Origin of the sequence: Pseudomonas sp. MOIL14HWK12:I2, assembly GCF_000510745.1 — a bacterium.
GTDB lineage: Bacteria > Pseudomonadota > Gammaproteobacteria > Pseudomonadales > Pseudomonadaceae > Chryseomonas > Chryseomonas oryzihabitans.
This window is the reverse complement of the sequence record NZ_AZOA01000003.1, coordinates 477,485-493,974: the sequence shown is the minus strand read 5'-3', so window position 1 is coordinate 493,974 and position 16,490 is coordinate 477,485. Positions and strand designations below refer to the sequence as shown.

14 protein-coding genes are annotated in these 16,490 nt (G+C 67.4%); 5 read left to right on the top strand and 9 right to left on the bottom strand.

Going from position 1 to position 16,490, the window contains the following annotated elements:
• The first annotated feature begins 21 nt into the window (after positions 1-21).
• Both acs and PSK12I2_RS0102295 read left to right on the top strand, forming a co-directional pair.
• Positions 22-1,980, top strand: a complete 1,959-nt coding sequence (gene acs / locus PSK12I2_RS0102300) for an acetate--CoA ligase (RefSeq protein ID WP_027597130.1) — start codon at positions 22-24, stop codon at positions 1,978-1,980.
• A gap of 283 nt (positions 1,981-2,263) precedes the next feature.
• Positions 2,264-3,226, top strand: a complete 963-nt coding sequence (locus PSK12I2_RS0102295) for a GlxA family transcriptional regulator (protein WP_007159579.1) — start codon at positions 2,264-2,266, stop codon at positions 3,224-3,226.
• Between the two features lie 17 nt (positions 3,227-3,243).
• Here PSK12I2_RS0102295 and PSK12I2_RS0102290 read toward each other — a convergent pair whose 3' ends face one another.
• The 3 genes from PSK12I2_RS0102290 to PSK12I2_RS0102280 all read right to left on the bottom strand — a co-directional run bounded on the left by PSK12I2_RS0102290 (position 3,244) and on the right by PSK12I2_RS0102280 (position 7,324).
• The gene (locus PSK12I2_RS0102290) at positions 3,244-5,808 is read right to left on the bottom strand and encodes an EAL domain-containing protein (RefSeq protein ID WP_027597129.1); all 2,565 of its coding nucleotides are present in this window, start codon (positions 5,806-5,808) and stop codon (positions 3,244-3,246) included.
• Positions 5,809-5,984: 176 nt separating this feature from the next.
• Positions 5,985-6,665 carry a lipoprotein gene (locus tag PSK12I2_RS0102285; protein ID WP_007159577.1) on the bottom strand — a complete coding sequence of 227 codons (681 nt, stop codon included), beginning with the start codon at positions 6,663-6,665 and terminating at the stop codon, positions 5,985-5,987.
• A 59-nt stretch (positions 6,666-6,724) separates the two neighbouring features.
• Complete coding sequence (locus tag PSK12I2_RS0102280; RefSeq protein WP_027597128.1) at positions 6,725-7,324, bottom strand: short chain dehydrogenase; 600 nt, start codon at positions 7,322-7,324, stop codon at positions 6,725-6,727.
• Between the two features lie 98 nt (positions 7,325-7,422).
• On the opposite strand from PSK12I2_RS0102280, the gene PSK12I2_RS0102275 reads away from it, so the two are divergent.
• Positions 7,423-8,334 (top strand): LysR family transcriptional regulator, encoded by a 912-nt coding sequence (locus PSK12I2_RS0102275; RefSeq protein WP_027597127.1) that lies wholly within the window; start codon positions 7,423-7,425, stop codon positions 8,332-8,334.
• Positions 8,335-8,959: 625 nt separating this feature from the next.
• Here PSK12I2_RS0102275 and PSK12I2_RS0102270 read toward each other — a convergent pair.
• The 5 genes from PSK12I2_RS0102270 to PSK12I2_RS0102250 all read right to left on the bottom strand — a co-directional run bounded on the left by PSK12I2_RS0102270 (position 8,960) and on the right by PSK12I2_RS0102250 (position 13,849).
• Positions 8,960-9,661 (bottom strand): ABC transporter ATP-binding protein, encoded by a 702-nt coding sequence (locus tag PSK12I2_RS0102270; protein WP_027597126.1) that lies wholly within the window; start codon positions 9,659-9,661, stop codon positions 8,960-8,962.
• An 11-nt stretch (positions 9,662-9,672) separates the two neighbouring features.
• Positions 9,673-10,440 carry a high-affinity branched-chain amino acid ABC transporter ATP-binding protein LivG gene (gene livG / locus PSK12I2_RS0102265; RefSeq protein ID WP_007159573.1) on the bottom strand — a complete coding sequence of 256 codons (768 nt, stop codon included), beginning with the start codon at positions 10,438-10,440 and terminating at the stop codon, positions 9,673-9,675.
• A complete protein-coding gene (locus PSK12I2_RS0102260; RefSeq protein WP_027597125.1) occupies positions 10,437-11,693 on the bottom strand; it encodes a high-affinity branched-chain amino acid ABC transporter permease LivM in 1,257 nt (418 codons plus the stop codon). Before PSK12I2_RS0102260 ends, livG begins: the two co-directional genes overlap by 4 nt.
• Complete coding sequence (livH, locus tag PSK12I2_RS0102255) at positions 11,690-12,613, bottom strand: high-affinity branched-chain amino acid ABC transporter permease LivH (RefSeq protein WP_007159571.1); 924 nt, start codon at positions 12,611-12,613, stop codon at positions 11,690-11,692. Before livH ends, PSK12I2_RS0102260 begins: the two co-directional genes overlap by 4 nt.
• 114 nt (positions 12,614-12,727) lie before the next feature.
• A complete protein-coding gene (locus tag PSK12I2_RS0102250) occupies positions 12,728-13,849 on the bottom strand; it encodes a branched-chain amino acid ABC transporter substrate-binding protein (protein ID WP_007159570.1) in 1,122 nt (373 codons plus the stop codon).
• Between the two features lie 214 nt (positions 13,850-14,063).
• Here PSK12I2_RS0102250 and PSK12I2_RS0102245 point away from each other — a divergent pair, with 214 nt between their 5' ends.
• Positions 14,064-14,372: a DUF2288 family protein gene (locus tag PSK12I2_RS0102245; RefSeq protein ID WP_027597124.1), complete on the top strand. Its 309-nt coding sequence runs from the start codon at positions 14,064-14,066 to the stop codon at positions 14,370-14,372.
• Positions 14,373-14,417: 45 nt separating this feature from the next.
• On the opposite strand, the gene PSK12I2_RS0102240 is transcribed toward PSK12I2_RS0102245, so the two are convergent.
• Positions 14,418-15,404, bottom strand: coding sequence for an aldo/keto reductase (locus PSK12I2_RS0102240; RefSeq protein WP_027597123.1), 987 nt, complete (start codon positions 15,402-15,404; stop codon positions 14,418-14,420).
• Between the two features lie 110 nt (positions 15,405-15,514).
• Here PSK12I2_RS0102240 and PSK12I2_RS0102235 point away from each other — a divergent pair, with 110 nt between their 5' ends.
• Positions 15,515-16,402 (top strand): LysR family transcriptional regulator, encoded by an 888-nt coding sequence (locus PSK12I2_RS0102235; protein ID WP_027597122.1) that lies wholly within the window; start codon positions 15,515-15,517, stop codon positions 16,400-16,402.
• Positions 16,403-16,490 lie beyond the last annotated feature (88 nt).

The following is a 16,490-nucleotide window of genomic DNA, read 5'->3' as shown; positions in this document are numbered from 1 at the left end:
TCCCGCCGAGGAGATCGTCCCATGAGTGCCGCTTTCTACCCGGTCCGCGCGGAAGTCGCTTCCCAGACCCTGACCGATGAAGTCACCTATCGCCGGCTGTACCAGCAGTCCATCCTCAACCCCGATGGCTTCTGGCGCGAGCAGGCCCAGCGCCTGGACTGGATAAAGCCCTTCAGCCGGGTCAAGCAGACCTCCTTCGACGATCATCGCGTCGACATCCAGTGGTTCGCCGATGGCACCCTGAACGCCTCCTACAACTGCCTGGATCGCCACCTGGAAACCCGCGGCGACCAGACCGCCATCATCTGGGAAGGCGACGATCCGGCCGACAGCCGCCACATCACCTACCGCGAGCTGCATCGCGAGGTCTGCCAGCTGGCCAACGCCCTGCGCGGCCAGGACATCCACCGCGGCGACGTGGTGACCATCTACATGCCGATGATCCCCGAGGCCGTGGTGGCCATGCTGGCCTGCGCCCGCATCGGCGCGGTGCACTCGGTGGTGTTCGGCGGCTTCTCTCCCGAATCCCTGGCCGGCCGCATCAGCGACTGCCAGTCCAAGCTGGTGATCACCGCCGACGAAGGCGTGCGCGGCGGCCGCAAGATCCCGCTCAAGGCCAACGTCGACGAGGCCCTGACCAATCCGGCCACCTATTCGGTGCGCAAGGTGATCGTCTGCAAGCGCACCGGCGCCGACATCGCCTGGCACCGCCACCGCGACGTCTGGTACGAGGACATCACCTCGGTGGCCCCGGAACACTGCGAGCCCAAGGAGATGTCCGCCGAGGCGCCGCTGTTCATCCTCTATACCTCCGGTTCCACCGGCAAGCCCAAGGGCATCCTGCACACCACCGGCGGCTACCTGACCTATGCCGCCCTGACCCACGAGCGGGTCTTCGACTATCGTCCCGGCGAGGTCTACTGGTGCACCGCCGACGTCGGCTGGATCACCGGCCACAGCTACATCGTCTATGGCCCCCTGGCCAATGGCGCCACCACCCTGCTGTTCGAGGGCGTGCCCAACTACCCGGACGTCACCCGCATGGGCCAGGTGGTGGACAAGCACCAGGTCAACGTCCTCTACACCGCGCCCACCGCCATCCGCGCCATGATGGCCCAGGGCGACGCGGCCATGCGCGGCGTCGACGGCAGCAGCCTGCGCCTGCTCGGTTCGGTGGGCGAGCCGATTAACCCCGAGGCCTGGCACTGGTACTACAAGACCGTGGGCCAGGAGCGCTGCCCCATCGTCGACACCTGGTGGCAGACCGAGACCGGCGGCATCCTCATCAGCCCGCTGCCCGGCGCCATCGGCCAGAAACCCGGTTCGGCGACCCGTCCCTTCTTCGGTATCCAGCCGGCGCTGGTGGACAACGAAGGCAACCTGCTCGACGGCGCCGTGGAAGGCAACCTGGTGATCCTCGATTCCTGGCCGGGCCAGTCGCGCTCCATCTATGGCGACCACGACCGCTTCGTCGACACCTATTTCAAGACCTTCAAGGGCATGTACTTCACCGGTGACGGCGCCCGCCGCGACGAAGACGGCTACTACTGGATCACCGGTCGCGTCGACGACGTGCTCAACGTCTCCGGCCACCGCATGGGCACCGCCGAGATCGAGAGCGCCCTGGTGGCCCATCCCAAGGTGGCCGAGGCCGCCGTGGTGGGCATGCCCCACGACCTCAAGGGCCAGGGCATCTATGTCTACGTGACCCTCAACCAGGGCGAGGAGGGCAACGAAGCCCTGCGCCAGGAGCTCAAGCAGTGGGTGCGCAAGGAGATCGGCCCGATCGCCACGCCCGATGTCATCCAGTGGACGCCGGGGCTGCCCAAGACCCGCTCCGGCAAGATCATGCGGCGGATCCTGCGCAAGATCGCCGTGGGTGAGTACGACGCCCTTGGCGACATCTCCACCCTGGCCGATCCGGGGGTGGTGCAGCATCTGGTCGGCACCCACCAGCAGATGAGCCAGGCCGTCGCCTGATTCAACGGCTTCGCCAACCGCCCGCTATCGTCCCGGTAGCGGGCGGTTTGTTTTTGGCGGTCCTGTAAGGAGTTGTCGCCAGGGTAAAAGCCCTGGCCGTTGCGCTGGCGCTAGAATCGCGCCAACCGGCGGACCGGAGGGCACACCGGTCCGCTACCCCGGGCAAAGGCCGGGACAGGGGCAGCGCTCCGGCGTACCATGCGTGCCACCCCACAAGGGTTTCATGGCGCGCGGGCCCCGGATCGGTCGCCCCCGCCGCTCTCGACAGGAAGCCAGACGTTAGATGACCATCCGCATCGCCTTTCTGCTGTGGCCCGACGTTCGTCCGCTGACCGTGGGCCTGGTCGAGGAAGCGCTGGAACTCGCCGCTCGCCATTCGAGCGATACACCCTACGAGGTGCGCTTTCTGCAGGCCGGCAGCGAGTTGCAGCCGCGCCTGCCGGGTGGCCACTGGGAAGGGCAGCTGGAACGCCTGGATCGCCTCTTCGTGCTGGCCGACGAACCCTCGCCCGCGCTGCCGCCGCCCCTGGCCGCGGCCCTGCGCCAGACCGCCCGGGCCGGGGTGGTGATGGGAGGCTTTTCCGCCGGGGTGCACATCCTCGCCCAGCTCGGTTTGCTCGACGGGCATCGCGCCGCCGTGCACTGGCGCTGGCTGGAGGAATTCAGCGAGCAGTTTCCCAAGGTCATCGCCACCCACCACCTCTACGAGTGGGACCGCGATCGCCTGACCGCCTGCGGCGGCCTGGCCATCCTCGATCTGCTGCTGGCCATGATCGGCCGTGACCGCGACGCCGAGCAGGCCGGCACCATCGCCGAGGAGCTGATCGTCGAGCGGCTGCGCGAAGGCAGCGAGCGGCAGCGCATTCCGCTGAAGAATCGCCTGGGGTCGAGTCATCCCAAGCTGACCCAGGCGGTGATGCTGATGGAGGCCAATATCGAAGAGCCCCTCACCACCGACGAGATCGCCCAGCACGTCTGCGTCTCCCGGCGGCAACTGGAGCGGATCTTCAAGCAGTACCTGGCGCGGGTGCCCAGCCAGTACTACCTGGAGCTACGGCTGAATCGGGCACGCAAGATGCTCACCCAGACCAGCAAATCGATCATCCAGATCGGCCTGTCCTGCGGCTTCTCGTCGGGGCCGCACTTCTCCAGCGCCTATCGCAACTTCTTTGGCGTCACTCCTCGCGACGACCGCAACCAGCGACGCGGTGCGGCGGGCGAGGGCAGCATGGTGGCCGAGCGCTAGGCGCCCGGCGCACCCCTTCAGCTCAACGGCTCCGCCACCCCTTCGTCCAGCCAGGCGCCCAGCCGATCGGCCGGTAGCGGCGCGCCGCAGTGGAAGCCCTGGATCTCGTCCGCCGGCAGGTGCTGCAGCTGGCGCAGGTGCTCGGCGTCTTCCACGCCCTTGAGGGTCACCCTCAGCCCCAGCGAGCGGCCGAGATCGATCATGGCCCGCACCAGGGCGCTGTCTTCCGGCGCTTGCCGGTGCCGCGCGATCAAGCTGCGGTCGAGGCGGATGCCGTCCAGCGGATAGCGGCGCAGGTAGGCCAGGGAGCACAGGCCGGACCCGAAGTCGTCCAGGCACAGGCGCACGCCCAGGCCCTTGAGCGCGCCCAGGGTGTTGGCCACATCGGCGGCGGGATCCAGCAGGGTGCGCTCGGTGAGTTCCAGCTCCAGGCGCGAGGCCGCCAGGCCGCTCTGGTAGAGCGCCTCGGCCACGGTCTGCACCGGATCTTCGTTGGCGTGGAATTGCTGCGGCGACAGATTGACCGACACCGAGAGGCGTTCCGGCCAGCCCTGAGCGTCGTGGCAGGCGGTCTCCAGCACCCAGCGCCCCAGGCGCTGCCCGAGGCCGGCGTCTTCGGCCAGGGCCAGGAAATCCAGCGGCTCCAGCAGGCCCTGGGTCGGGTGCTCCCAGCGCACCAGCGCCTCGAAGCCGCGCAGGCTGCCATCTGCCAGGCAACGGCGCGGCTGGTAGTAGAGACTGAGGCGATCATCGCGCAGGGCCTGGCGCAGATCCTGTTCCAGCTGCCGGCGCAGGAGCACCTGCTCGTTCATGGCCGGTTCGTGGAAGCGCCAGGTGCCGCGGCCAGCGGCCTTGGCCTGGTACAGGGCGATGTCGGCCAGACGCAGCAATTCCGCCGGGATGCAGGTATCCCGCGGCGCCAGGGCCACGCCCAGGCTGCTGCCGATGAAGACCCGCTGCTCGCCGAGGCGGAAGGGTTGGCGCAACTGCTCCACCAGGCGCCGACAGAGGTCGGCGATGGCAGCGGGGTCGCGATCGCCGCTGAGCACCACGCAGAATTCGTCGCCGCCCAGGCGCGCCACCAGGTCGGTGGCGGTCACGTTCTGCCGCAGGCGCTGCGCCGCTTCCTGCAGGACCTGATCGCCGGCCGCATGGCCGAGGGCGTCGTTGACCGTCTTGAATCTATCCAGGTCCAGGCTGATCAGCGCCAGGGGGCGGGGCTCCGGGCCTTCCAGATGGGTGGCGAGAAACTGGTGCAGGCGATGGCGATTGGGCAGGCCGGTCAGGGGATCGTGCCAGGACAGGTGCTGGACCTGGGCCAGGGCCTCGATCTCGTCGGTGAGATCGGTGACGGTACCGCGATAGCCACCTTCGGGAATGGCCCGGGCGGCCACCCGGCAGGTGCGTTCGCGCCCGTTGCCGTCCAGGTAGTGGCAGACCAGCGGCTGTCGTGGCTTGCGGTCGTGGGCCTGGCCGGCGAGCCAGTGCGCCAGGGTGTCGGCATGGGGGGTGAGCAATTCGGCGAGCGGCCGGCCGAGCCAGCGCTCGGTGGCTTCCCCGGTGACCTCGGCGAAGCGATCCGAGACATAGACCAGGCGCAGCGTGGCGTCGACCTCCCACAGCCAGTCCGAGGTGGCCTCGGCGATGTCGCGGAAGCGCCGCTCGCCGATGGCCAGTTCGCTGCGGCTGGCCAGCAGGTCATCGTACTGGGCATCCAGCTGGCGCATCGAGATCAGCGCCTGGCGAAACAGCCAGATCAGCCCCAGCAGCAGGATCAGCACCCCGCCGCCGAACAGCGGCAGGGTCTGTTGCATCAGCCACAGCCCCGGACGCGGTGGGCGCCAGGTCAGCTGATAGCTGGAACCCGGCAGTTGCCAGCTGGCGCGGCTGCCGGCGCCGTTGGCGCTGATGCTCAGCGGCGGCAGGTTGTTGGCTTCGCTCAGGGCCGCCAGCCGCGCCGGACTGAGCACATTGACGAAGACCAGTACCGAGGCCGGCGCGTCCTGGGGGCGAACGCCGGCCTGGTCGCCCGGGGTGATGGCGGCGGCGGCCACCAGCGCCGGCATCCCGGCCACGGTCAGCACGCCGGACACGCTGCCGGCGCGGGCGTCGGCGCTGCGCGCCGCGGCCAGCAGGCCGGCGATGTCGCCCTGCAGCCAAGGGGCAGCGGGATCGGCGAGCTGGCCGTCGAGCAGGCGATAGCGGGGCCGATCCTGACCGTCGAACACCAGCACTCCCTCATAGCCATAGACCTGGAACAGGGATTCGCCCAGATTGCCCTGTTCGAAGGCCCAGTCGCTGTCCAGTGTCTGGTGCAGGCGGCGATAGGCTTCGTCCCATTTGCTGTAGTCGATCAGGTTGCGGGCGACCTCTTCGTCGAGGCGCGTGAAGGTGCGGCCAACGGCGCGCTCGGTATGCTGGGCGACGGTGGCATCCTGGCGCACGGCATTGTCGACCAGCAGATAGCAACCCAGGCCGATGAGACCCAGGAGCAGCACGCAGAGCGCGGGGAACAGCCGCAGGAGAACGGTATGGCCCCGTCGGCGCGGAGGCGCGCTACGAGACGCTTGGGATGTTGGCATGCCTGAACCCTGGCTGGATGAGCGTTCCTGTGCCTTCGCCTGGTGGAACCCGGAAGTGACCAAGCGAAGCGGATGAAACCTTGCCGTCGCTAGACTAGCCCCTTGGGGCGCGCGACGCTAAACGTAAAGCGGGAGATGCCAAGGGGATCGCGCTAAGCATCGCGCGAACGCCCGAGTTAGGTGGGGTTGCCGGCTCCGCCATAGAAGGCGCAGCCCTGCCAAGTCTGGCCATTGATGCGCAGTTCGGCCTGCAGTGACTGCACGGTGCCGGTGCGACCGTCCACGCAGCGCCGCGGATTGATCCACAGCTCGACCTTCTCGCCATTGGCTTCGGTGGACAGGGCGCGCATGCCGCCCGGCAATTCTTCCTGCACGAAGGGCAGGGCGCGGCGCTGCTGGCCGGCGGTGCTGACCAGCATGCCCTGGTTGCTGACCTGGACGCTCCAGTCCGGTCCATGGCCACCGGCGTTCATGGCGGTGCGCTTGAAGTTGGGATCGCTGCAACCCGGTCCGCTGTATTGCACGCGGTAGACATCGGTGACGGCGAACACGCCCTGGGCACCATCGCGACCGCCGGACTTGAGCTTGCCGCGCAGGTCGGCGAACAGCGAAGCGGCGCCGCTGTCGGCGGCCAGTTCGTGGGCATCGCGCAGGATGGCGGTGTTGTTGGCGTCGGTGACGTCGAAGAAACGCTGTTCCTGGCAGGGGCGGAACAGCAGCTGGTCACCGCTCCAGCGCAGATCGCCCTGCAGGCGCTCGCCGCCCGGTGCACGCGGGGTGTCGTCGCTCTGGAACAGGCTGCAGCCGCCGAGGAGGCCGAGCAGGGCTAGGGGAAAGATGGCACGCGGCGCTGGCATCGCAGGACTCCGACTGAGGTGGGCACACGTTACTCAGACAGCGCCGCGAGCTCAAGGACTTACCAGACGCGATACGTCTTGCCGGTTTCTCGTCCTTCCACACTGCGTTCGTAGGCCAGAGCGGCCTCGGCGCCGCTGACCGCCTTGAAACCGCGGAAGAAATCACCGTAGTGGCCCAGGGACTCCTGCAGCACCGTCGGGCTGACCGCGTTGAGGCGCTGACCGTGGGGCAACTCGATGGCCGCACCGCGCACGAAGCCTTCCAGCGCCGCGTTGACCATGGCCGCCGAGCTGCCCTGGGCGATGGGCTGTTCGCTGAGGATGCCGGTGGTCAGGGTAAAGGAGGCGCCCTCGGCGGCCTGCTGCTGGCCGAGCAGCACCAGATTGACCTGGCCCATGAGCTTGTCCTGCAGGCCTTTCTGGTACGCCTCGGGCGTCATCTCGGTGAAGGGGGCGAAGGTCACCGAACCCACCGCGCTGACCAGGGCGTCGAAACGACCCACCTGGGCGAAGAGGGCACGGATGGACTCGGGTTGGGTGATGTCGACCTGCAGGTCGCCGGATCGGCGGCCGACGCGGATCAGGTCATGGCGGCTGCCCAGGCGTTCGGCGATGGCGCTGCCCAGGGTGCCGCTGGCGCCGACGAGGATGATTTTCATGGGGTGGCTCCGTGAAGGGAAAGGAGTCCTCAGCCTAGAATGGCCCATTGCCCGGATAAATCGCCTGAATGGCAATCCAGTGTTTCCAGGGGGAAACGATGCAGGACGACTTCGCCGATCTCGCCGCCTTCGCCATCCTTTGTGACAGCGGCAGCTTCACCCGTGCGGCCGAGCGCCTGGGCTGCAGCAAGGGCCAGCTGTCCAAGCGCATCCGGGCGCTGGAGATGCGCCTGGAGACCAAGCTGCTGCACCGCACCACCCGACGCCTCGATCCCACCCCCGCCGGTCGTGCCCTGCTCCCGGAGGCTCAGGCCCTGGTGCGCCAGCGCGAGCGGGCCCTGCAGAGCGTGGCCCGGCTGCAGGAGCAAGCCGTCGGCCCGGTGCGCCTGACCGTGCCGGTGTCCCTGGGCTACACCTTTTTCGAGGTGCTACTGGCCTGTCGCGCCGCCCATCCCGCCATCCAGCTGGACCTGGTGCTGGACAACGGCTACCGCGACCTGGTGGCCGAGGGCTTCGACCTGGCGATCCGCGCCCGGCTGGAGCCGGACGAACGCCTGGTCGCCCGCCCGCTGTTCGCCATGCAGGAGGTGACCTGCGCGGCACCGGCCTATCTGGCCGGGGTCGAGGTCCCCCGGGTGCCCGAGGATCTGCTCGGCCATCGCTGCCTGGTGAACAGTCACTATGCCGAGGGCGACGTCTGGCTCTATCACCGCGAGCATCAGCTCAGCCGCGTCCAGGTGGAGCCCAGTCTTTCCTGCAACCACTACAGCCTGCTCAAGCAGGCTGCCCTGGCCGGGCAGGGCATCGCCCGGCTGCCGTCATTCATGGTGCACGAAGAGTTGGCCAGCGGCGCCCTGGTCTGGCTGCTCCGGGAATGGCGCACCCCCAGCCAGCCGCTGTTTCTGGTCCATCCCTACCAGGGTGGGTTGCCGAAGCGCACCAGAGTGGTGGCGGAAGCCCTGAGCGACTGGTTCGAGCGCAGTCGGCAGCGGTTGGAGGCGTTGGGGTAGCGGGGGCGATGGTGCTCAACGCCTGTGCAGACAGCCCCCTCTCCCTGCGGGAGAGGGCTGGGGTGAGGGCACCTTTTACCGTGAAGCCCCCAGTGGAAAAGGCTGCGCCGTTTTCCACGCTACGGTGCTGTTGGGCTTCGACAGTGGAGCTGTCTCAACCCAACCTACGCGTTGCATGGATCGCCCCCTCTCCCTGCGGGAGAGGGCTGGGGTTAGGGTGCGCTTCGCTGCGAAACCCCAGTGGAAAAGGCTGCGCCGTTTTCCACGCTACGGTGCTATTGGGCTTCGACGATGGAGCCGTCTCAACCCAACCTACGCGCTGCTTGGATCGCCCCCTCTCCCTGCGGGAGAGGGCTGGGGTGAGGGCGCGCTTCGCTGTGAAGCCCCAGTGGAAAGGCTGCGCCGTTTGCCACGCTACGGCACCGTTGGGCTTCGACGGTGGAGCTGTCTCAACCCAACCTACGCGTTGCATGGATAGCCCCCTCTCCCTGAGGGAGAGGGTTGGGGTGAGGGCGCGCTTCACCGCGAAACCCCCCAGTGGAAAAGGCTGCGCCGTTTTCCACGCTACGGCATCGTTGGGCTTCGCTGCGCCGAGGTTGAAGCGTTTCGGGCAGCGACGGCATGCTCAACCGCCCAGATAGGCCTTGCGCACGTCCGGGTTGGCCAGCAGTTCGGCGCCGCTGTCCTGCATGACGATGCGGCCGTTCTCCAGCACATAGCCGCGGTCGGCCAGCTTGAGCGCCTGGTTGGCGTTCTGCTCGACCAGGAACACCGTCACCCCATCCTGGCGCAGTTGCTCGATGATCTCGAAGATCTGCTGGATGATGATGGGCGCCAGGCCCAGCGACGGCTCGTCGAGCAGCAGCAGGCGCGGCTCGCTCATCATCGCTCGGCCGATGGCGAGCATCTGCTGCTCGCCGCCGGACATGGTGCCGGCGCGCTGGGCATAGCGCTCCTTGAGTCGCGGGAAGAGGCCGAGGACCTTCTCCAGCTGGCGTTCATAGGCGTGCTTGTCGGTAAAGAAGCCGCCCATGGCCAGGTTCTCTTCCACGGTCAGGCGGGCGAACACCCGGCGGCCTTCCGGTACCACGGCGATGCCCTTGCGCATGATCTGCGCGGTTTCCTGGCCGACCAGTTCCTCGCCTTCGTAGCGGATGCTGCCGCCATGGGCGCGCGGGGTGCCGCAGAGGGTCATCAGCAGGGTGGACTTGCCGGCGCCATTGGCGCCGATCAGGGTGACGATCTCGCCCCGGTTCACCTGCACGCTGACGCCATGCAGCGCCTGGATCTTGCCGTAGAAGGTGGAGACGTTGTCGAACTGCAGCATGGAGGTCTCCATCAGGATTCGCCCAGGTAGGCCTTGATCACGTCGGGATTGTTGCGGATCTGCTCCGGCGTCCCGTCGGCCAGGGGGGTACCCTGGTTGATCACCACGATGTGGTCGGAAATGCTCATTACCAGGTGCATGTCGTGCTCGATCAAGAGCACGGTGACGCCGTGCTCGGCGCGCAGCAGGGCGATGAGCGCCTTGAGGTCCTCGGTCTCGCGCGGGTTGAGACCGGCGGCCGGCTCGTCGAGCATGAGGATCTGCGGGCGGGTCATCATGCAGCGGGCGATTTCCAGGCGGCGCTGCTGGCCGTAGGCGAGGTTGCCGGCGTTACGGTTGGCGAACTCGGTGAGGTTGACCTGTTCCAGCCAGAAGCGCGCGTAGTCCATGGCCTCGGCTTCGCTCTTGCGAAAGGCCGGGGTCTTGAACAGCCCGGCCAGGAAGCCGGTGTTGAGGTGGCGATGCTGGGCCACCAGCAGGTTCTCCACCGCGGTCATTTCCTTGAACAGGCGGACGTTCTGGAAGGTGCGCACCACGCCCTTGCGGGCGATCTTGTGTCCGGGCAGGCCCTGGATGGCCTCGCCGCGCAGGAGGATCTCGCCGCCGCTGGGCCGGTAGAAGCCGGTTAGGCAGTTGAACACCGTGGTCTTGCCGGCACCGTTGGGACCGATCAGCGAGACCACCTGGCCCTGTTCCACACGGATGTTGACGCCGTTGACGGCCAGCAGGCCGCCGAACCTCATGGACAGGCCGGAGACATCGAGAAGGGCTTGGCTCATTTGCGCAACTCCAGGTGCGGGCGTTGCATCGGGAGCAGGCCTTGCGGACGCCAGATCATCATCACGACCATCAGCAGGCCGAACATCAACATGCGGTATTCGCTGAATTCGCGCATCAGCTCCGGCAAGAGGATCATCACGATGGCCGCGAGGATCACGCCGAGCTGGGAACCCATGCCGCCCAGCACCACGATGGCCAGGATGATGGCCGATTCGATGAAGGTGAAGGATTCCGGCGACACCAGGCCCTGGCGGGCGGCGAAGAAGCTGCCGGCGAAACCGGCGAAGCAGGCGCCCAGGGTAAAGGCCGAGAGCTTGATCAGCGTGGGATTCAGCCCCAGGGCGCGGCAGGCGATCTCGTCTTCGCGCAGGGCTTCCCAGGCGCGACCGACGGGCATGCGCAGGAGGCGATTGATCACGAACAGGGTCAGCAGCACCAGCAGCAGGGCGATCAGGTAGAGGAAGATCACCTTGTATTCGGAGTTGTAGGGGATGCCGAAGTACTCGTGGAAGGGCGTCATGCCCTCGGGTGCGCGGCGTTCGAAGGTCAGGCCGAACAGGGTCGGCTTGTCGATGCCGCTGATGCCGTTGGGACCGCCGGTCCATTCGGTGAGGTTGCGCAAGAGGATGCGGATGATCTCGCCGAAGCCCAGGGTGACGATGGCCAGGTAGTCGCCGCGCAGGCGCAGCACCGGGAAGCCGAGCAGGAAGCCGAACAGCGCCGCCATCAGTCCCGCCAGCGGCAGGCAGACCCAGAAGCCCAGGCCATAGTAGTGGGAGAGCATGGCGTAGGTGTAGGCGCCGACGGCATAGAAGCCGACGTAGCCCAGGTCGAGCAGACCGGCCAGGCCCACCACGATGTTCAGGCCGAGGCCGAGCATCACGTAGATCAGGATCAGGGTGGCGATGTCCACCGCGCCGCGCGAGCCATAGAAGGGCCACACCAGGGCGACCAGCACCAGGCCCAGGATCACCCAGCGCTGGGTCTTGGGTTCGGTCAGCTTGGTGCCCAGGCCGGTGGCCGGCAACGGCAGGCCGCCGCTGCGGCGCCAGCCGGCGGTGACCTGGTCACGCACCAGTTGCCAGACGAACATCAGCACCGCGGCCAGGGCCACGATCCAGAGGGTGCGCGGCGTGGCGCCGTGCACTTCGAGATTGACGCCCACCGTCTCCAGCTTGAGGCCGAGGATGGGGTAGGCGACGGCCAGCACCAGCAGGGCGCTGAAGAAGGCGGTTCGCAGACGGGCACTCATACCTTTTCCACCTCCGGGCGACCGAGAATGCCGGTGGGGCGGAACAGCAGCACCAGCACCAGCAGGCTGAAGGCCACCACGTCCTTGTACTGGTCACCGAAGACGTCGGCGCCAAAGGCCTCGGCCACGCCCAGCACCAGGCCGCCGAGCATGGCGCCGGGGATGCTGCCGATGCCGCCGAGCACGGCGGCGGTAAAGGCCTTGATGCCGGCCAGGAAACCCAGGCTCGGGTTGATCACGCCGTACTGGATGCCCAGCAGCACCGCGGCCACGGCGGCCAGGGTGGCGCCGATGACAAAGGTCAGGGCGATGATGCCGTTGGTGTTGATGCCCAGCAGGTTGGCCATCTTGATGTCCTCGGCGCAGGCGCGGCAGGCGCGGCCCAGGCGGGAGCGGGAGATGAACCAGGTCAGGCCGAACATGGTGAGCAGGGTGACGATGAAGATCAGCACCTGCACATAGGAGATCACCACGCCATTCATGGCGTCGGTGCCGATGATGAAGTTGCCCGGCAGCAGGTTGGGGATCGACTTGTCCTTGGAGTCCTGGGCCAGCAGCACCCAGTTCTGCAGGAAGATCGACATGCCGATCGCCGAGATCAGCGGGATCAGCCGGTTACCGCCGCGCAGGGGGCGATAGGCGATGCGTTCGATGCTGTAGCCGTAGGCACTGGCGATGATGATGCTGGCGCCGAAGGCGGCGAGCATGACGATGGGCAGGCTGTGGATGCCCAGCATGGCGAGGCCGGCGATGGCGATGAAAGCCACGTAGGAGCCGATCATGTACACCTCGCCATGGGCGAAGTTGATCATGCCGATGATGCCGTAGACCATGGTGTAGCCGATGGCGATCAGGGCATAGGTGCTGCCGACCGTGAGGCCGTTCACCAGCTGTTGCAGGTAGTGGTAGAACTCGGGCATGGGTGTCTCCAGGGGACCCAAGTGCACTTCTGGTGCAGGTCCCAGGCCTCGGATGGAGGCGGATAAACGAAGCCCACCGCCGTTGGCGGTGGGCTCCGGTGTTACAGGCAGGGCTTACTTGGCTTCAGTCTTGGTGCCGTCGGCGTGCCATTCGTAGACCACGAACTCGAAGTTCTTCAGGTCGCCTTTTTCGTCGAACGCCAGCTCGCCGGTGGGGGTGTTGAAGGTGTTGCTGCGCAGCGCCTTGGCCACATCCTCGGGCTTCTCGTCGCCCGCCTTGGCGATGCCTTCGGCGATGACCTGCACGGCGGCGTAGGAGGGGAACACGAAGGGACCGCTCGGATCCTGCTTCTTGTCCTTGAACGCCTGCACCAGGGCCTGGTTCTTGGGATCCTGGTCGAAGGAGCGCGGCAGGGTGACCAGCAGGCCTTCGGAGGCCTTGCCGGCGATGGCGGAGATGGAGCTGTTGCCCACGCCTTCCGGACCCATGAACTTGGCGGTCAGGCCCTTCTCGGCCGCCTGACGCAGGATCAGGCCCAGCTCGGGGTGGTAGCCGCCGTAGTAGACGAAGTCGACGTTGGCCTGCTTGAGCTTGGCGATCAGCGAGGAGAAGTCCTTGTCGCCGGAGTTGATGCCCTCGAACACGGCGACCTTGACGCCGGCCTTGTCCAGGGTCTGCTTGACCGCGGTGGCGATGCCTTCGCCGTACTGCTGCTTGTCGTGGATGACCGCGACGATCTTCGGCTTGACGTGCTCGACGATGAACTTGCCGGCGGTCGGGCCCTGCATGTTGTCCAGGCCGATGGTGCGGAAGATCAGCTTGTAGCCACGGTTGGTGATGTCGGGGCTGGTGGCCGCCGGGGTCACCATCAGGATGCCTTCGTCCTCATAGATGTCGGAGGCCGGCTGGGTGGAGCTGGAGCAGAGGTGGCCGACGACGAACTTGACGCCATCGTTGACGATCTTGTTGGCAACCGCCACGGCCTGCTTGGGATCGCAGGCGTCGTCGTAGATCACGCCTTCGAGCTGCTTGCCCTTGACGCCGCCGGCCTTGTTGATCTGCTCGATGGCCATCTGGGCACCAATGAACTCCATGTCACCGTACTGGGCGACCGGACCGGTCTTGGGGCCGGCCAGACCGATCTTCAGGGTGTCGGCTGCCAGGGTGTGGCTGGCCATGCCGGCCAGGGCCAGGGCCGCGACCAAGCGGGAGAAACGCAGAGTTGCCTTTTTCATGAGTGCTCCACTCGGAATGCTTTTATTAATGAGGCAGTTGGAAGCGAAAATGTGCCGATTTTGTTCTTTATGACGCGCCGCGCAGTTTAATCACCGTCTGTTCGTCTTGGAAAGCTGGCGACGACAACTTGTCGGACTTGTCGACCGTGCGTCCGGGCGCTCGGCAAGCGGGGAGGGCGACGGTAGAATCCGCCCTTTTCGCGAGGCCCGCACCATGACCGATCACGCAACGCGCTACGCCACCCTGCTCGGGCAGACGGCCGCCATCGGCTGGGAAGAATTGCAACCGCATTTTGCGCGGGGCGTGCTGCTGGAAGTGGCGCCCGAGCTGGACCTGATCGAGGCGGCCATCGCCGTGACCGAGGACGATGCCGCCCAGGTGGGTCTGTGGCTGCAGCAGGGCCAGCTGGCCAAGGTCGACGAAGCGCGCGCGCGGCGCCGGCTGGAGGCGCCCGCGGTGGCGCTGTGGGCGGTGGTGGTGGCGCCCTGGGTGCTGATGCAGGAGCGTCCGGCCGAGCGCTGAAACGCAAAGGCCCGCGCAAGGCGGGCTTTTGCTAACGGGCGTGGCTCAGCGTTCGCTGTCGAGATCGCGCAGCTGATGTTCGCCGTAGCGATCGCCGGCCACCGCGCCTGGCGGCAGCAGGCGTTCCAGTTCGGCGCGATCCGCATCGCTCAGCGTCACCTCCAGCGCACCGAGGGATTCGTCGAGCTGAGCGCGGCGGCGAGCACCCACCAGCGGCACGATGTCCTCGCCCTGGGCGGCGACCCAGGCTACCGCCAGCCGGGCCGGGGTGGTGCCGCGGCGTTCGGCGAATTGCTTCAGGCCCTCTACCAGCGCCAGGTTGCGCTCCACGTTGCCCGGCTGGAAGCGCGGACTGAGGGCGCGGAAGTCGCCGCTGCCCGAGGGTTGGCGCCAGTGACCGCTGAGCAGACCGCGGGAGAGCACGCCATAGGCGGTGATGCCGATGCCCAGGTCGCGGCAGGTCGGCAGGATCTCGGCCTCGATGCCGCGCGAGACCAGCGAATACTCGATCTGCAGGTCGCAGACCGGGTGCACCGCGGCCGCCCGCCGCAGGGTCTGGGCGCCCACCTCCGAAAGGCCGATGTGGCGGATGTAGCCGGCCTGCACCAGCTCGGCGAGGGCGCCCATGGTGTCCTCGATGGGCACCTGGCGATCCAGCCGCGCCGGGCGATAGATGTCGATGTGGTCCACGCCCAGGCGCTTGAGGCTGTAGGCGACGAAATTCTTGATCGCCGCCGGCCGGGCGTCGTAGCCCAGCCACTCGCCGCCCGGACCGCGCAGGGCGCCGAACTTGACGCTGATCAGGGCACTATCGCGGCGGCCGCGCAAGGCTTCGCCCAGGAGCAGTTCGTTGTGGCCCATGCCATAGAAGTCACCGGTGTCGAACAGGGTGACGCCGCGTTCGAGGGCGGCCTGGACCGTGGCGATGGCCTCGCCACGGTCGGCGGCGCCATAGAGATCGGACATGCCCATGCAGCCCAGACCGAGCGTGGATACCAGGGGGCCCTGCTGGCCCAAGCGACGCTGTTGCATAAGGGATTCCTCGTCAGATGGATGAGGCTTCACTCTAGTCGCCAGGGTGCCGTGCGATAATCCGGTCGTGACACAACGACCTGTTCGCCTAGCCGTACAATGGGGGCATCTTGAATCTGGATGACCTGGCGGCCTTCGCCGCCGTGGCCGAGGCCCGCAGCTTTCGCGGCGCTGCCTATGTGCGTGGCGTGGCCGCCTCTTCGCTGAGCGATGCGGTGCGGCGGCTGGAGCAGGAACTGGATGTGCGGCTGCTACACCGCACCACCCGCAGCGTGACGCCCACCGCGGCTGGCCAGCGCCTGCTGGAACGCCTTACCCCGGCCCTGCGCGAGGTGCGCGGCGCGCTGGACGCGATCAATGCCGAGGGCGAAAGCCCGGTGGGCAGCCTGAGACTCAATGTGCCCACCATCGTCGCCCGGGTGCTGCTGCCGCCGCTGATCGGCCCCTTCCTGGCCCGGTATCCGGGCATTCGCCTGGAGGTGGTGGCCGAGGACCGGCTGATCGACGTGCTCGCCGCTGGTTTCGATGCCGGGGTGCGCTACGACGAGCACCTGGAAGCCGACATGATCAGCGTGCGGCTGGGCCCGGTCACCCAGAGATTCGCCGTGGCCGGAACCCCGGCCTACCTGGAACAGCATGGCGTACCGGCGCATCCCGCCGACCTGGTCCGGCATTCCTGCATCGGGCATCGCTTCGCCAGCGGCCTGGTGGCGCAATGGAGTTTCGAGCGCGGCAGCGAGGTCATCAACATCGCGCCGGGCAGTCGCCTGCTGGCTTCGGCACTCGACCTGGAACTGCAGGCCGCCCTCGACGGCGTCGGCCTCATCTATTCCTTCGCCGACTACCTGGCTGCGCCCCTGGCCGACGGCCGCCTGGTGGAAGTGCTGGCGGACTGGTCCCCGTCCTTTCCCGGTCCGCGGCTCTACTACGCGGATCGCCGCCAGCTGCCAGCCCCGCTGCGCGCCTTCGTGGCCTTCCTGCGCGAGCATCACGGCTAGGCGGGCGCGCGGGGCGCCGCTACCCTGAGCGCCAGTCCGCCGCCTGGAGCCCCTATGACGCCCCTGTTCTCCCGCCTGGTATCGTCCC

What these genes read in the sequence shown, in the direction of transcription:
- PSK12I2_RS0102285 (WP_007159577.1), bottom strand. Translation starts at nt 6,665, where the DNA reads ATGCCAGCGCCGCGTGCCATCTTTCCCCTAGCCCTGCTCGGCCTCCTC.
- PSK12I2_RS0102290 (WP_027597129.1), bottom strand. Translation starts at nt 5,808, where the DNA reads ATGCCAACATCCCAAGCGTCTCGTAGCGCGCCTCCGCGCCGACGGGGC.
- PSK12I2_RS0102260 (WP_027597125.1), bottom strand. Translation starts at nt 11,693, where the DNA reads ATGAGTGCCCGTCTGCGAACCGCCTTCTTCAGCGCCCTGCTGGTGCTG.
- PSK12I2_RS0102245 (WP_027597124.1), top strand. Translation starts at nt 14,064, where the DNA reads ATGACCGATCACGCAACGCGCTACGCCACCCTGCTCGGGCAGACGGCC.
- PSK12I2_RS0102270 (WP_027597126.1), bottom strand. Translation starts at nt 9,661, where the DNA reads ATGCTGCAGTTCGACAACGTCTCCACCTTCTACGGCAAGATCCAGGCG.
- PSK12I2_RS0102250 (WP_007159570.1), bottom strand. Translation starts at nt 13,849, where the DNA reads ATGAAAAAGGCAACTCTGCGTTTCTCCCGCTTGGTCGCGGCCCTGGCC.
- acs (WP_027597130.1), top strand. Translation starts at nt 22, where the DNA reads ATGAGTGCCGCTTTCTACCCGGTCCGCGCGGAAGTCGCTTCCCAGACC.
- PSK12I2_RS0102275 (WP_027597127.1), top strand. Translation starts at nt 7,423, where the DNA reads ATGCAGGACGACTTCGCCGATCTCGCCGCCTTCGCCATCCTTTGTGAC.
- livG (WP_007159573.1), bottom strand. Translation starts at nt 10,440, where the DNA reads ATGAGCCAAGCCCTTCTCGATGTCTCCGGCCTGTCCATGAGGTTCGGC.
- PSK12I2_RS0102280 (WP_027597128.1), bottom strand. Translation starts at nt 7,324, where the DNA reads ATGAAAATCATCCTCGTCGGCGCCAGCGGCACCCTGGGCAGCGCCATC.
- livH (WP_007159571.1), bottom strand. Translation starts at nt 12,613, where the DNA reads ATGCCCGAGTTCTACCACTACCTGCAACAGCTGGTGAACGGCCTCACG.
- PSK12I2_RS0102295 (WP_007159579.1), top strand. Translation starts at nt 2,264, where the DNA reads ATGACCATCCGCATCGCCTTTCTGCTGTGGCCCGACGTTCGTCCGCTG.
- PSK12I2_RS0102240 (WP_027597123.1), bottom strand. Translation starts at nt 15,404, where the DNA reads ATGCAACAGCGTCGCTTGGGCCAGCAGGGCCCCCTGGTATCCACGCTC.